Annotated in this window: 7 protein-coding genes, 2 tRNA genes and 2 rRNA genes; 5 read left to right on the top strand and 6 right to left on the bottom strand. The window is 38.0% G+C overall.

Annotated features, from left to right (window positions below; genetic code table 11):
• The 5 genes from FPG59_RS07730 to pafA form a co-directional block, all read left to right on the top strand.
• Positions 1-2,785 (top strand): 23S ribosomal RNA (locus tag FPG59_RS07730); the annotation flags it as partial.
• A gap of 172 nt (positions 2,786-2,957) precedes the next feature.
• A 5S ribosomal RNA gene (rrf, locus tag FPG59_RS07725) occupies positions 2,958-3,067 on the top strand.
• 56 nt (positions 3,068-3,123) lie between these two features.
• Positions 3,124-3,196, top strand: a tRNA-Phe gene (locus FPG59_RS07720).
• Between the two features lie 8 nt (positions 3,197-3,204).
• A tRNA-Leu gene (locus FPG59_RS07715) sits at positions 3,205-3,290 on the top strand.
• 297 nt (positions 3,291-3,587) lie between these two features.
• Positions 3,588-5,204: an alkaline phosphatase PafA gene (gene pafA, locus FPG59_RS07710; protein WP_086454041.1), complete on the top strand. Its 1,617-nt coding sequence runs from the start codon at positions 3,588-3,590 to the stop codon at positions 5,202-5,204.
• A 79-nt stretch (positions 5,205-5,283) separates the two neighbouring features.
• Here pafA and FPG59_RS07705 read toward each other — a convergent pair whose 3' ends face one another.
• The 6 genes from FPG59_RS07705 to gltB all read right to left on the bottom strand — a co-directional run bounded on the left by FPG59_RS07705 (position 5,284) and on the right by gltB (position 15,801).
• On the bottom strand, positions 5,284-6,699 hold the full coding sequence (locus FPG59_RS07705) for an alkaline phosphatase (protein WP_086454040.1): 1,416 nt from the start codon (positions 6,697-6,699) through the stop codon (positions 5,284-5,286).
• A gap of 158 nt (positions 6,700-6,857) precedes the next feature.
• Entirely contained in the window at positions 6,858-8,078 is a 1,221-nt protein-coding gene (lysA, locus tag FPG59_RS07700) for a diaminopimelate decarboxylase (protein ID WP_086454039.1), read from the bottom strand.
• A 250-nt stretch (positions 8,079-8,328) separates the two neighbouring features.
• Positions 8,329-8,745: a transposase gene (locus FPG59_RS16940; RefSeq protein WP_086454038.1), complete on the bottom strand. Its 417-nt coding sequence runs from the start codon at positions 8,743-8,745 to the stop codon at positions 8,329-8,331.
• Complete coding sequence (locus FPG59_RS07690) at positions 8,745-9,467, bottom strand: transposase (RefSeq protein WP_086454037.1); 723 nt, start codon at positions 9,465-9,467, stop codon at positions 8,745-8,747. Before FPG59_RS07690 ends, FPG59_RS16940 begins: the two co-directional genes overlap by 1 nt.
• 359 nt (positions 9,468-9,826) lie before the next feature.
• On the bottom strand, positions 9,827-11,281 hold the full coding sequence (locus FPG59_RS07685; RefSeq protein WP_086454036.1) for a glutamate synthase subunit beta: 1,455 nt from the start codon (positions 11,279-11,281) through the stop codon (positions 9,827-9,829).
• A gap of 2 nt (positions 11,282-11,283) precedes the next feature.
• The gene (gene gltB / locus FPG59_RS07680; RefSeq protein ID WP_086454035.1) at positions 11,284-15,801 is read right to left on the bottom strand and encodes a glutamate synthase large subunit; all 4,518 of its coding nucleotides are present in this window, start codon (positions 15,799-15,801) and stop codon (positions 11,284-11,286) included.
• Between the last annotated feature and the right edge of the window lie 90 nt (positions 15,802-15,891).

The following is a 15,891-nucleotide window of genomic DNA, read 5'->3' as shown; positions in this document are numbered from 1 at the left end:
GATCCGTAGATACCTGAATGGGGCAACCCACTATGTTGAAGACATAGTACACCGATAGGTGGGCAAACCCGCTGAACTGAAACATCTAAGTAGGCGGAGGAGAAGAAAACAAAAGTGATTCCGTAAGTAGTGGCGAGCGAACGCGGATTAGCCCAAACCAATGTTGTTACGGCAATGTTGGGGTTGTAGGACCACGACATTTTATGTACAAGGAACCGGAAGTTACTGGAAAGTGACACCATAGAGGGTGATAGTCCCGTATGGGTAACGAGTATAATAAATAGTGGTATCCTGAGTAGGGCGGGGCACGTGAAACCCTGTCTGAATTTGGCGGGACCATCCGCTAAGGCTAAATACTCCTGAGAGACCGATAGTGAACCAGTACCGTGAGGGAAAGGTGAAAAGAACCGTGAATAACGGAGTGAAATAGATCCTGAAACCATACGCTTACAAGCGGTCGGAGCCCTTAAGTGGGGTGACGGCGTGCCTTTTGCATAATGAGCCTACGAGTTAACGTTGCTGGCAAGGATAAGTGGTTCAGCCACGGATCCGTAGCGAAAGCGAGTCTGAATAGGGCGCTTTAGTCAGTAGTGTTAGACGCGAAACCGTGTGATCTACCCATGGGCAGGATGAAGCGCTGGTAACACAGTGTGGAGGTCCGAACCGGTTGACGTTGAAAAGTCTTCGGATGACCTGTGGGTAGGGGTGAAAGGCCAATCAAACTCGGAAATAGCTCGTACTCCCCGAAATGCATTTAGGTGCAGCGCACGGCGTAAAGTTATATAGAGGTAGAGCTACTGATTGGATGCGGGGGCTTCACCGCCTACCAATTCCTGACAAACTCCGAATGCTATATAATGTTTCCGTGCAGTGAGGGCTTGGGTGCTAAGGTCCAAGTCCGAGAGGGAAAGAACCCAGACCATCAGCTAAGGTCCCCAAATATACGCTAAGTTGAAAGAACGAGGTTTGTCTGCCCAGACAGCTAGGATGTTGGCTTGGAAGCAGCCATTCATTTAAAGAGTGCGTAACAGCTCACTAGTCGAGCGGACGAGCATGGATAATAATCGGGCATAAGCGTATTACCGAAGCTATGGATTTCATATTAAATTATGGAGTGGTAGGGGAGCATTCTAACAGGGTTGAAGGTGTGTCGTAAGGCATGCTGGACTGGTTAGAAAAGAAAATGTAGGCATAAGTAACGATAATGCGGGCGAGAAACCCGCACACCGAAAGACTAAGGTTTCCACAGCTATGCTAATCAGCTGTGGGTTAGTCGGGACCTAAGGCGAACCCGAAAGGGACAGTCGATGGACAACGGGTTAATATTCCCGTACTAGTTATTACTGTGATGGGGTGACGGAGTGATGAAAGCGCCGCGAACTGACGGAATAGTTCGTTGAAGTACCTACCTATAAGCTGCGCAGGCAAATCCACGCGGCTTGGGGAAATACGATAGTACTCGGATACTTCGGTAGAAGAGATAGTGCGCCTAAGGGCTTCCAAGAAAAACCTCTAAACTTCAGGTAATAAGTACCCGTACCGCAAACCGACACAGGTAGTCGAGGAGAGAATCCTAAGGTGCTCGAGAGATTCATGGCTAAGGAATTAGGCAAAATAGACCCGTAACTTCGGGAGAAGGGTCGCCCCGAGCAATCGGGGCCGCAGTGAAGAGGTCCAGGCGACTGTTTATCAAAAACACAGGGCTCTGCAAAATCGTAAGATGAAGTATAGGGCCTGACACCTGCCCGGTGCTGGAAGGTTAAGAGGAGATGTTATCTTCGGAGAAGCATTGAATTGAAGCCCCAGTAAACGGCGGCCGTAACTATAACGGTCCTAAGGTAGCGAAATTCCTTGTCGGGTAAGTTCCGACCTGCACGAATGGTGTAACGATCTGGACACTGTCTCAGCCATGAGCTCGGTGAAATTGTAGTAGCGGTGAAGATGCCGCTTACCCGCAGTGGGACGAAAAGACCCTGTGCACCTTTACTATAGCTTAGTATTGACCTTGGATAAATGATGTGTAGGATAGGTTGGAGACTGTGAAGTGGCGTCGCTAGGCGTTGTGGAGTCATTGTTGAAATACAACCCTTTGTTTATCTGAGGCCTAACCCCATAATGTGGGGGACATTGCTTGGTGGGTAGTTTGACTGGGGTGGTCGCCTCCAAAAGAGTAACGGAGGCTTCTAAAGGTTCCCTCAGTACGCTTGGTAACCGTGCGTAGAGTGCAATGGCATAAGGGAGCTTGACTGAGAGACATACAGGTCGATCAGGTACGAAAGTAGAGCATAGTGATCCGGTGGTTCCGCATGGAAGGGCCATCGCTCAAAGGATAAAAGGTACGCCGGGGATAACAGGCTGATCTCCCCCAAGAGCTCATATCGACGGGGGGGTTTGGCACCTCGATGTCGGCTCGTCACATCCTGGGGCTGGAGAAGGTCCCAAGGGTTGGGCTGTTCGCCCATTAAAGTGGCACGCGAGCTGGGTTCAGAACGTCGTGAGACAGTTCGGTCTCTATCTACTGTGGGCGCAAGAAATTTGAGTGGATCTGATTCTAGTACGAGAGGACCGAATTGGACAAACCTCTAGTGTATCTGTTGTCACGCCAGTGGCACCGCAGAGTAGCTACGTTTGGAAGGGATAAGCGCTGAAAGCATATAAGCGCGAAACCCACCACAAGATGAGATTTCTTTTAAGGGTCGTGGGAGATGACCACGTTGATAGGCTATAGATGTAAAGGCAGTAATGTCATAGTCGAGTAGTACTAATAACCCGTAAGCTTATGTACACCCTTTTCCTCCCGAGTAATCGGGAGGGAGAAACTTTCTAATACACTTTTTATATTCTTTATCTCAGTATGTTAAGATATTTGCTCGACGCAAGAGCAGTCCAAAGACGAAAGTCACAAGTCCAAAAGGTAACTTTAGACTTTAAGACCTTCGACTTTAGACTAACAACCTTAAGGTGGTTATTGCGGCGGGGCTCACCTCTTCCCATCCCGAACAGAGTAGTTAAGCCCGCCTGCGCAGATGGTACTGCAGTTATGTGGGAGAGTATGTCGTCGCCTTTCTTTGAAAAGCCTATCTGAAAAGATGGGCTTTTTTTTTAATTTACTTATTTAAGTAAGGTACCTTAGCTCAGATGGTAGAGCAATGGACTGAAAATCCATGTGTCCCTGGTTCGATCCCTGGAGGTACCACAACCATAGCTCGGATGGTGAAATTGGTAGACACGCTGGCCGTAAAATCCGGTGAACAGCAATGTTCGTGCGGGTTCAAGTCCCGCTCTGAGTACTTAGTAAAACCCTCCAACACAGTCGTGTTGGAGGGTTTTTTATTTATCTGTTGCACTTATTACTTGAAGTTACATTTTTTCAAAAAAGGATTTTTTATAATTTATCTATCTATTTTGTCTATCTTTTTAGAATATTTCTAAAATTTGTATTTTGTCAATGCTAGTTTACGGTTTAAATAGTTTATACTAGCTATTATTAAGGAGTTAACAATTAATTAATTTAGTATCATGAAGTAGTTGTAAAGAGTGTGATTGAACTTTATGTTGTATTTTTGTTTAAAATATAAATTAATAAAATGAAGAGAATTATTTTGTTTTTGACAGTTATTTTGTCTTTACACTCACAAGCTCAGCAACGTCCCAAATTGGTAGTGGGAATAGTAATCGATCAAATGAAAATGGAGTACTTATACCGTTTTTCAGATGATTTTTCTGCTAATGGATTTAAAAGATTAATGAATAATGGATATACTTTTCATAATATGCATTATAATTATATGCCAACTTATACTGCGCCTGGTCATGCTAGTATTTATACCGGAGCAACTCCATCAACTCATGGTATTGTTGGAAATGATTGGTTTAACAAAGCTACGGGGAAAGATTTATATTGTACCGACGATGCATTTGTTAAAACAGTGGGTGATGGTACGGATAAAGAGGGTGCAATGTCACCAAAAAATCTTTTAAGTACGACTATTACTGATGAATTGCGTATGGCAACTAATTTTAAAGGTAAAGTTATTGGATTAAGTATTAAAGACCGTGGTGCTATTTTACCAGCAGGGCACTTTGCAAATTGGGCATTTTGGTATAGTTCAACAGGTTCTTTTATTTCAAGTACTTTTTATGGTGGAAATTTGCCAAGTTGGGTTACTGAATTCAATCAAGAAAAAAGGTATATGAACTATATCAATAAAGGTTGGAATTTATTGAAGCCGCTAGCTAGCTACAATGAAAGTTTAGCTGATGATAATCCTTACGAGGGGAAATTAGATAAAGCTAATGGTCCCGTTTTTCCTTATGATTTAGCTAAGATCTATAAAGAAAAAGGTGCGGATGTTTTACGTACTACCCCTTTTGGGAATGATATTTTGGCAGAATTTGCTATGAAGGCTATTGAAAAAGAAGAGTTAGGAAAAGATGATATAACTGATTTTTTAACGGTTAGTTTTTCTTCAACAGATTATGTTGGTCACACTTTTGGACCTCGTTCTATAGAGCTTCAAGATACTTATTTACGTCTTGATCAAAATTTAGAACAGTTTTTAAATTACTTAGACAAGACAGTTGGAAAAGATAATTATTTAGTTTTTTTAACTGCTGATCATGCTGGGGCAGAAAATCCAAATTATTTGAAGGATAAGAAATACAATGTAAAAAATGTTCCTACTAAAGATTTTGTGGAATCCTTAAAGAAATTTTCAAATGAAACTTTTGGAGTAGATCTTATCTTAGACTATTCTAATTTCAATGTATTTTTCAATTTGGACTTGATAAAACAAAAAGGTTTAGAATTGACAAAAGTAAAAGAGAGCTTTAAAAGCTTTTTGATGTCACAAGAGCATATTAAAAGAGTGTATACTGAGGAAGAGATTTTAGCTTCATCAGGTGATGATTACTTCTTAAGTTTTATAGCTAAAGGTTATGATCCTAAACAGAATGGTGAGTTAGTGATTTTAGATAAAACGGGCTATATGGAATATCAAGCTACAGGAACAACACATGGATCTCCAAATAGTTATGATACTCATGTGCCGCTTCTTTTTTATGGATGGCATGTACCTAAAGGAGAATTACACACTAAAAAATATATCACTCAAATAGCACCGACGCTTTCTCAAATGTTGAAAATTCCATTTCCTAATGGAACTGAATCTGAAGTTTTGGAAACACTTTTAGGGAAAAAATAAAGCATTTAAAACCTTTTTCAAAGCTAAAAAACTTCTCTCTTTTTAATAAGAGAGAAGTTTTTTAATTTTATGGTTGTTTTTAAAATTTGTTTTCTACTTCAGCAGCCTCTAGCATTAAATAATGCAAGTCGGTGTTTTTTATAAAAGGTTTTAGTAAATCACTTCCGGGTCCGTACATGGCTAGCTCACTATAATCTGCAGAATGATCCATACTTATCCAACCTACCGAATTGTGTTTTTTTTGAATATCAGATAGTGTCTTGAAAGGTAAATGTTTTGGATTATAGAGTCCATCCTCTAGTTTTAAATTAGAATAATAATTCAAAATTCCCTTTGCCTCGTCTTCTTTTAAAATAGTTTTATTGGCATATTCAATTCTTTCAATTACTTGTGATACGGATGTTTCTTGGCCAATTTCATTTAAAATCCAATCGTTAGTTTGTTTGTAATTTTGGATTGAATCAAAATTTTCATTTGCATCCTTTCCATAGATTATTCCGGGATTTGCATTCCCATGATCTGTAGTGATAATTACCAATGTGTTTTTGTCTTTTTCAGCAAAATCAATAGCAACTTTTACGGCTTCATCATGAGCTATTTGATCATAAAGTAATCCAGTAATATCATTTCCATGTGCTGCCCAGTCTACTTTTCCTGCTTCAACTTGCAGTACAAAACCGTTAGAATGATCTTTCATTTTAGCAATGGCACGTTCTGTCATTTCCGCTAGAGTTGGAATGGTTGCAGTAAGTACTTTACTGTTTTCTCTGTCTTTGGAATAGGGTAGGCCGTCGTTATAAAAAACCCCAAGTATTGGTTTACTGTTATCGCAAGCAAACATTTCACTTTTATTTTTTACAACAGAAAATCCATTTTTTGAAAACTCTTTGTACATATCACGTTTGTCTTTTCGGCTATCTGATGAGAAATAGTTATTTCCGCCGCCCATCATGATGTCAAACTTTAAGTCAAGATACATTTCAGCAATACTTTCTTGACTGTTTCTACTTTTTGAAGCAACACAAAAACCCGCAGGAGTAGCATGTGTTATAGGAACAGTGGTAACACATCCTGCCATTTTTCCTGCTTTTTTGAATTTTTGCCAGATTGGAATGTATTCTTCTCCGTTTACACCGACATTTAAGGACCCATTTTTAACACGAAATCCACTTCCCCACGAAGAACTTGCTGCAGCGGAATCTGTAACAATTGATGATGCTGATGCCATGTCCATCAATGCTCGTGTCACTTTGTTGTCTTTATACAATTGGATCCAATTACTGCCTTTACCTGTTTTTCTATTTAGATAGATATCTGCCATGTTGAGTGTGCCAATGCTCATTCCGTCACTAACGATTACAATTATATTTTTTGCTTTCTTGTTATTTTGTAAAGTGTCGAAATCTAGCTCGTTTGTATAACCTTCAAAAGGATTTAAGATTGAAGCACCTATTGCAAATAAAGAACCGTTCTTGAAAAATTTCCTTCTGTTCATTCGTTGGTTTTTTTTGTAAGAATTTCAAAAGTAAAGAAACTCTTTTAGTGATTGGGTTAAAGATTCATTATTTTTTGCAATAAAAAGATATTGTGACGAGATTGGTTTTGGTATATAAAAAATAATCCCATTTACGACCGTAAATGGGATTTTCTATTTTAAACCGCTGCTATTGCTTGTGGTAACGGAATTTGATTTTTCAATAAATCTTCAAATGTTTCGTGGGCTCTGATTAAATGCCCTTCACCATTCATCCATAAAACTTCTGCGGGCTTGTATCTCGAGTTATAATTGGAAGCCATAGAGAAACAATAGGCTCCTGCATTTTTAAATGAGAGTATATCGCCTTCTTTGATTTCGGCAATTCTTCTGTTGTTTGCAAAGGTGTCCGTTTCACAAATATATCCTACTACGGAATAAAAACGCTCTTTCCCTTTTGGATTTGAGATGTTTTCTATATGGTGCTGTGAGCCGTAAAACATTGGACGAATTAAGTGATTGAAACCACTGTCAATTCCAGCAAAAACAGTTGATGTTGTTTGTTTAACGACATTAACTTTTGCTAAGAAATATCCAGCTTCACTTACAAGGAATTTTCCTGGTTCGAAAATCAATGTTAATTCTTTTCCATACTCATCACAGAAAGCGTTGAATCGTTTCGATAATTTTTTACCCAACTCTTCAATATCTGTTTCGATATCGTCTTTTTTGTAAGGCACTTTAAACCCACTTCCGAAATCTAAGAATTCTAAGTTTTTGAAATTTCTAGCTGCATCAAATAATATTTCAGCTGCATATAAAAATACTTCAATATCTAAAATATCGGAACCAGTGTGCATGTGTATACCAACAATGTTCATTTTTGTATTTTCGACAATTCGAACTAAATGTGGTAATTGATGAACTGAAATTCCAAATTTACTATCAATGTGACCTACAGATATATTGGCATTTCCTCCTGCCATAACGTGAGGATTGATTCGGATGCAAACTGGTACATTTGGATATTTTGTTCCAAATTGTTCCAATATAGATAGATTATCAATGTTTACTTGAACACCCATTGCTGCAACTTCTTCTATCTCTTCAAGCGAAACACCGTTTGGTGTATAAAATATTTTTTCAGGTTCGTAGCCCGCGTGCAAGCCTAATTGTACTTCTTGAATAGAAACCGTATCTAAACCTGAACCCATTTCTCGTAACAATTGAAGTATCGCCACGTTTGATAAGGCTTTCATTGCATAATTGATGCGCAACTGTTTTACCTTTGAAAAAGCTTTAGATAATCTGTTGTATTGAGATTGTATTTTTTCGGCATCATATACATATAATGGACTACCAAATTGTTCTGCTAATTGTACTAAGTCTTTTGATTGCATAATTATTAATTTTGAGCAAATTTATTACTCTTTATTTAGTCCCACAAGGCTAGATATGAATTCTAACAAATTGTAACAAAAAGTTATATTTAAAACAAAACGGGTTTTAAAAAGCGAATTTTCAATTTGGGTGAGGGATGGTAGCGGATAGCCCACAGACGCTGTAGTTTTTACGAAAGCGGCGAGGACTTGAAGCGAACAGGTACTATCTTGAAAACCAAATTTTATTGTTACTTATTTTTTATATTTGTCAAACTATAGAAAGCATCTCATTTTCAAAAATGATTTGTTTATCTGGTATAGCCTCAACTTGATTGGGGCTATTTTTTTTAATGGAATTTTCGGTTGATATATCTATTTTGTCTTCTTGAGATCTTTTTATTTTTTGCCCGTAATTCGGGTCATATTCTTGATCTCTTTTCCAAATATGATAAATTAAAACCAATAATTTTTTTTGGACTGCCACATAACTCTTCATCTTGATACCATGTTTTTCAAGAGTTCGATTGTACAAATCTGTAATAGATTTTTCTTTGTATTTTACAGCTGTAAAAGCTGGCATAAATAAAGCTCTACGGATATGACTATTTCTTTTTTTTGATATTTTTGTTTTCCCTGTACTCATTCCTGACTCTCGCTCAACCACATCAAATCCAGCATAAGACACTAACTGCTTGTAGTTTTAAATAATACAAAACCATTTGTTTCTGCCAAAATTGTAGCTCCCGTAAGTGTCCCTATTCCTTTTATTTTGCACACATTAGCAAATCTCTGTTTTATAACTTGGTCTGAATCGATTAAATTATTTATCAATTTTACTAGTTCTTTAAGTTGTTTGTCAAATAATTTAATACTGTCTTTTTGTTGTTTTATCATAGATTTACTTCTATACATCGATTGTTCTAATGCATGAAGCTGGTTATTAAAAACTGTTTTTTGCTCTTGTAAATTTTGATATTGTCTTGTGTATTGTCGCAATTCATAAAAAAATTTACCCATCGGTTGCCACAGTTCTAAACATTGTTCTGCTCCCATTTTCGCAAGTCCTCTAGCATCAATACTATCATTTTTAGATTTCAATCCCAATGAAATTAAATAGTGTTTTGCCTTATTAGGTAAGATTATAGATATTTTAAAGTTCCTTTCATGAAAATAAAGTGCACAATTCTCGTGATAAACTCCTGTAGCTTCCATACATAAAACGAGCTGAACGTCTTTCTGCTTGTGATGCTTTATAATCCAATCTTGCATGTCTTTAAATCCATTTAGAGTATTTAAAAAGGACTTGCTCGACACTACTTTTACCCTCTGTTCTGCATCAATAACTGAAAGACAGATGTCAATTTTTTTACTTGCAATGTCTAGTCCTACTGAGTACTTTAAATCCATAATTCTTTGCTTTTTGAGATAACAAAATATTGCACATGCCTTTGCTCATTTTTTATACAACATCTAAACTAAAGTATAGTGTTTAAGTACTTATTGAGGCTTATATGTAATAAAAGCAAAGTTGATCTTCCTGTCTCGTCAATATCATTAAAATGTATCTAGCCCGACTACGATTATGCAACTTTGTTTTGTTATCAATTCATATTATTTCAAAGATACTTATTTCTTACTTTTGCTTCTAAAGCAAAGATATGAGCCTGACGCTACCGAAACGATAGTGGAGGTAGGGGCACCTCCTAAAAAATCAAATGACTGCCCATAAAGGAATTGGCAGTCATTATTTGATTTTTCAACACAATTTATAGGCTAGGCAAATCGCCATTTCCTTTGGTTGGTAAATTGGTATAACCCATCAAGTATTTATCTACTTCTCTGGCGGCTTCGCGACCTTCAGAAATTGCCCAAACAATTAAGGATTGCCCTCTACGCATGTCACCTGCGGTAAAAATATGCGGAATATTGGTTTGGTAATTGGTAGCTTGATAGTTGTTACGAGTGTCAATTTTGATGCCCAACTGCTCGCTCAATGTTTTCTCGGGTCCAGTAAAGCCGAGCGCTAACAAAGCCAAGTCACAAGGCCAGATTTTTTCGGAACCTTCTTTTTCAATTAATTCAGGTCGCTGACCAGGAGTCATTTTCCATGAGACTTCAACGGTTTTTAAGCCGACCAATTCTCCAGCTTCATTGGCTAAAAATTCCTTCGTATTGATGAGCCAGTTTCTATCGCAACCTTCTTCATGAGAACTAGACGTTTTTAATTGCAAGGGCCAGAAAGGCCATGGAGTGGATTCGCTTCGGCTTACCGGAGGTTTTGGTAAAATTTCAAAATTTGTGACTGATTTGGCTCCATGACGGTTTGACGTTCCTACACAGTCTGAGCCGGTATCTCCACCACCAATAACGATAACATTTTTATCAGTTGCTTTGATTTGATTAGGAATCGATTCACCGTATATAGCTTTGGTTTGTTGCGTTAAAAAGTCCATAGCCTGCACCACACCTTTGCTTTCAATTCCTTTGGTTGGTAAACTGCGACGCTCTGTAGCACCACCGCATAATACAACTGAATCGAAATTATTGAGTTCTGAAATTTCATAATTTACACCTACATTGACATTGGTTTTAAAAGTAATTCCTTCAGCTTCTAAAACTTTTATACGTCTGTCGATTATTGCTTTTTCAAGTTTGAAATTTGGAATTCCATAACGCAATAATCCACCAATGGCGTTGTCTCTTTCAAAGACGGTAACGGTATGTCCAGCACGATTTAATTGTTGTGCTGCCGCCAGACCAGCAGGCCCAGAGCCAATTACGGCAACTGTTTTTCCGGTTCTAACTTCTGGCAGTTGTGGTTTGATCCAACCTTCGGCAAAGCCTCTTTCTATAATATTTTTTTCAATATTTTCGATAGCAACTGGCTCGCTAATGATTCCTAATACACATGATTTTTCGCAAGGAGCTGGGCAAAGTCTTCCTGTAAATTCAGGAAAATTATTGGTAGATTGTAATATTTTAAGTGCACTTTCCCATTCCTCCTGATGCACCATATCGTTAAAATCAGGAATTAAGTTTCCTAACGGACAAGAGCTGTGGCAAAAGGGAATGCCGCAATCCATACACCTGGAGCCTTGTTCTTTGATTTTATCTTTGGTTAACGGAATTGTAAATTCATTATAATTTGAAACTCTTTCTGGAACTGCAACATTACTTTCGTCGGTTCTAGAATATTCTTTAAATCCTCCTATTTTTCCCATGACTATGACGCTATAAGTTCTTTAATTTTTTTTTCTTCGGCTAGGCGTTGTAATGCTTTTTTGTAATCTGTAGGCATTACTTTCACAAAATACTGCTGTTGATTTTCCCAATTTTCTAGGATTCTTTTTGCTAAAGGACTACTCGTATACAGTGAATGATTTTTAATCAAACGACGTAGTTTAGTGAAGTCGTCCTCTTCTAAAGATTCCAAGCCAACCATTTCCATGTTACAAACTCGCGCATCAAATTTTTTGTTGGGATCGAAAACATACGCAATTCCACCGCTCATACCAGCTGCAAAATTCCTTCCGGTTTTTCCTAGAACTACTACAGTTCCTCCAGTCATATATTCGCAACCATGATCTCCAATTCCTTCTACAACGGCAGTTGCTCCAGAATTTCGAACACAAAAACGTTCTCCCGCCATACCATTGATGTAGGCTTCGCCAGTAATAGCACCGTATAGCGCCACGTTACCAATAATGATGTTTTCTTCGGGTTTAAAAGTAGCAGTAGGAGGAACTTTAATAATTAGTTTTCCGCCAGAAAGCCCTTTACCTAGATAGTCATTGCAGTTGCCATGAATTTTAAATGATAAACCATTTGTTGCAAAAGCCCCAAAACTTTGCCCAGCAGATCCCGTAAAATCAACTAAAATAGTATCTTCAGGTAATCCTTGTGCGCCATAAATTTTTGAAATTTCGTTACTCAATATGGCTCCCACAGAACGATCGGTGTTTTTGATATCGAAAGTAACTCTTGTTTTTTCTTTTCTGTAAATTGATGGAATCGCCGCTTTAATAATATCAAAATCCAATACATGATCCAAAGCATGATCTTGAGTAGTTGTATTGTGATTGGGAACTTCTTTTGCTTTTTCAGGCTTGTATAAAATAGAAGACAAATCAAGTCCACTTGCTTTGTAATGCTTGATGGCTTTGTTTACATTCAGTTTTTGTGATTGTCCAACCATTTCTTTCAAGGTTCTAAAGCCTAATTGGGCCATGATTTCTCGCAATTCTTCGGCAATAAAATACATGAAATTGATAATGTGCTCTGGAGTTCCTTTGAAATTTTTTCTCAATTCAGGATCTTGTGTTGCAATTCCTACCGGACATGTATTCAAGTGACATGCTCGCATCATGATACAACCTGAAGCTACTAATGGCGCTGTTGCAAAACCAAATTCCTCCGCTCCGAGTAAGGCTGCAATAGCCACATCGCGACCCGTTTTTAATTGGCCATCACATTCTAAAACGATTCGGCTTCGTAGATCGTTTAAAATCAATGTCTGTTGTGCTTCCGCAAGGCCAAGTTCCCAAGGAATTCCGGTATGAGTCAATGATGTCAATGGAGCGGCTCCAGTTCCTCCGTCGTATCCTGAAATTAGAATCACGTCTGCTTTTGCCTTTGCAACTCCAGCGGCAATTGTTCCAACACCAACTTCAGAAACTAATTTAACATTAATTCTAGCTTCGCGATTGGCATTTTTTAAGTCAAAAATCAACTGCGATAAATCTTCAATTGAATAAATATCATGGTGCGGTGGTGGCGAAATTAAGCCAACATATGGTGTTGAATTTCGTGTTTCGGCAATCCAAGGCACTACTTTTTCGCCAGGTAATTGTCCGCCTTCACCAGGTTTTGCCCCTTGTGCCATTTTGATTTGTATCTCACGAGCGTTGGTCAAATAGTTGATCGAAACCCCAAAACGGCCAGAAGCAACTTGTTTGATAGCGCTATTTCTAGAGTCTCCATTTAAGTCTTTTTGAAAACGTTTTGGATCTTCTCCGCCTTCTCCCGAATTGCTTTTACCACCAATTCTGTTCATGGCGATCGCTAGGTTTTCATGTGCTTCTTGGCTGATGGATCCATAAGACATGGCACCTGTTTTGAATTTTTTTACAATTTCAGTCCAAGGTTCTACTTCATCTAGAGGTATAGGGTCTAAGTTGTTGAATTCAAATAAACCTCTTATGGTCATCAAATTTTCACTTTGATCATTGACCATTTTAGAGTATTCTTTATAACTTTCAGGACTGTTTAAGCGAACAGCTTGTTGTAATTTAGAGATTGTTGTTGGGTTGAACATGTGCTTTTCACCTGATCTTCTCCATCTGTAAACACCGCCAATTTCAAGTGGAAGTAAATTACTGACTTTGGAATTCGGAAAGGCTTTTTGATATCTTTTTTTTACTTCTTTTTCAATTTCCATCAAACCAATTCCTTCAATGCGTGATGGCGTGTAAGGGAAATATTTAGAAGTAAATGTTTTGTTCAATCCTAAGATTTCAAAAATTTGAGCCGCTCTGTACGAATGCAAAGTAGAAATTCCGATTTTATTCATGATTTTCAGAATCCCTTTTGCAATGGCTTTATTGTAATTTTTGATGGCATAATCGGCTTTTACACCAGTGATAAATCCTGCATTTACTTGATTGTGGATGATTTCATTAACCATGTACGGGTTTATGGCACTTGCTCCGTAACCAAATAATAGCGCAAAATGATGCGGTTCACGTGGTTCTGCCGATTCAATAAGGATACCAAATTTTGATCGAACTTTTAGTATGTTTAGCGAATGATGAATATACGAACACGCCAATAACATTGGAATAGGAGCCATTTTTTCGCTTACACTTCTGTCTGACAAAATCACAATATTGTAGCCTTCTGAAACTGCTTTGTAGGTGGCTTGCACTGCTTTTTCAAGTGCGCGCTCAAGTCCGTTTACTCCTTTTTTGATTTCGTATAACATTGAAATAGTGACTGACTTGAAATCGGCATGATCGATGTTTCGAATTTTGTCCAAATCTTCGTTAGAAATGACCGGATTTTGGATTTTTAGTTTTTTACAATGTTTGGGAACAATGTCAAAAATATTATAATCGCCACCAATTGCCAAGCTAATATCCGTAATGATTTCCTCGCGAATACCATCGAGTGGAGGGTTAGTTACTTGTGCAAAAAGTTGTTTGAAATAATTATACAACAATTGAGGCTGATCAGACAATACAGCAAGCGGAGTGTCATTCCCCATTGAACTTAGTGCTTCGGCTCCTTCAGTACCCATTGGGTTGATGATGGTTTTTAAATCTTCAATCGTATATCCAAATAAGCGCTGTCTGGTTTCAAAATCAATATTTTCAACTGGAATAGGATTATCCGTGTACGGAATTTGAGCTAGCGAAAGTAAATTTTCGTCAAGCCATTGTTTATAAGGACGCTTGGTGACAATTGCATTTTTGATTTCGTCATCCTCGATAATGCGACCTTCATTCATGTCAACCAAAAACATTTTCCCCGGTTCTAATCGTCCGTGCTGAATTACATCTTCTGGTTTGATATCCAATACTCCAATTTCAGAGGACATAATTACGAAACCACTTTTGGTTAAAGTGTATCGAGAAGGACGCAATCCATTTCTATCTAATAAAGCACCAATAACGTTACCATCTGTAAAAGGAATAGAGGCTGGACCATCCCAAGGTTCCATAATACAAGCGTTGTATTCGTAAAAGGCTTTCTTATCGTCAGACATCGTTTGGTGTTTTTCCCAAGCTTCAGGAACCACCATCATCATGGCTTCTGGCAAGGAACGTCCTGTCATCAGTAATAATTCAATAACCATATCCATCGATGCTGAATCTGATTTTCCTTCCAAGATAATTGGAAATAATTTTTTGATGTCTTCGCCAAAAACATCACTTTTCATCAATTCCTCACGTGCACGCATGCGGCTTATGTTGCCACGTAGCGTATTGATTTCTCCGTTGTGGCACATATAGCGAAAGGGTTGCGCGAGTTCCCAAGATGGAAAAGTATTGGTCGAAAAACGTTGGTGAACCAATGCCAATCGGGTTACCAAGTCATCGTCTAGCAAATCGGTGTAATATCTGCTAATGTCCTCTGGCATCAATAAACCTTTATATATTATTGTAGTGGTAGAAAAACTTGAGAAATAAAACATGTGACTTTCGGAAATTCTTGAGTTCCGAATTGTGTGCTCTGCTATTTTTCTGGCGGCAAACATTTTAGCATTAAATTGTTGCTCTGTCAAATCCAAACCTTTTTTACCTACAAAGACTTGCTTTACAGTAGGTTCTTTTTCTCCAGCTATTTGGCCTAAATTTGATGCGTCAACGGGAACGTCTCTCCATCCTAAAATTTCTAGATTTTGATCATGAATAGCATTTTCAAACGCAGTTTTACAAAAAACAACTTGATTGTTGCTCCTTGGCATAAAAACCATTCCAACAGCATATTCTTTAGCATTTGGAAGTTCAAAATCACATACTTTTTTAAAAAAATCATGCGGGATATCAAATAAGATACCAGCTCCATCTCCAGTTCTACCATCAGAACTTACAGCGCCTCGATGCTCTAGTTTTATAAGAATATCTAATGCTTTGTGTATAATATCATTTGACTTAATTCCGTTTAGATTGCAAATGAATCCCGCTCCACAATTGTCGTGTTCAAATTCGGGTAAATAAAGTCCTTGTTCTTTAACTATCATTTTTGAATTTTTTTATGTAAAATTAAACAATCGTTATAATATAAAAGGTATATGAGTTAAAACAGAGTGTTTTTTACAGTTGTAATAGAA

It is taken from the genome of Flavobacterium sp. FPG59, assembly GCF_002150205.1.
Classification (GTDB): domain Bacteria; phylum Bacteroidota; class Bacteroidia; order Flavobacteriales; family Flavobacteriaceae; genus Flavobacterium.
Note: the sequence above shows the minus strand (reverse complement) of the source record. Positions and strands in the feature narration are given on the sequence as shown.

What these genes read in the sequence shown, in the direction of transcription:
- FPG59_RS07705 (WP_086454040.1), bottom strand. Translation starts at nt 6,699, where the DNA reads ATGAACAGAAGGAAATTTTTCAAGAACGGTTCTTTATTTGCAATAGGT.
- lysA (WP_086454039.1), bottom strand. Translation starts at nt 8,078, where the DNA reads ATGCAATCAAAAGACTTAGTACAATTAGCAGAACAATTTGGTAGTCCA.
- FPG59_RS07690 (WP_086454037.1), bottom strand. Translation starts at nt 9,467, where the DNA reads ATGGATTTAAAGTACTCAGTAGGACTAGACATTGCAAGTAAAAAAATT.
- pafA (WP_086454041.1), top strand. Translation starts at nt 3,588, where the DNA reads ATGAAGAGAATTATTTTGTTTTTGACAGTTATTTTGTCTTTACACTCA.
- FPG59_RS07685 (WP_086454036.1), bottom strand. Translation starts at nt 11,281, where the DNA reads ATGGGAAAAATAGGAGGATTTAAAGAATATTCTAGAACCGACGAAAGT.
- gltB (WP_086454035.1), bottom strand. Translation starts at nt 15,801, where the DNA reads ATGATAGTTAAAGAACAAGGACTTTATTTACCCGAATTTGAACACGAC.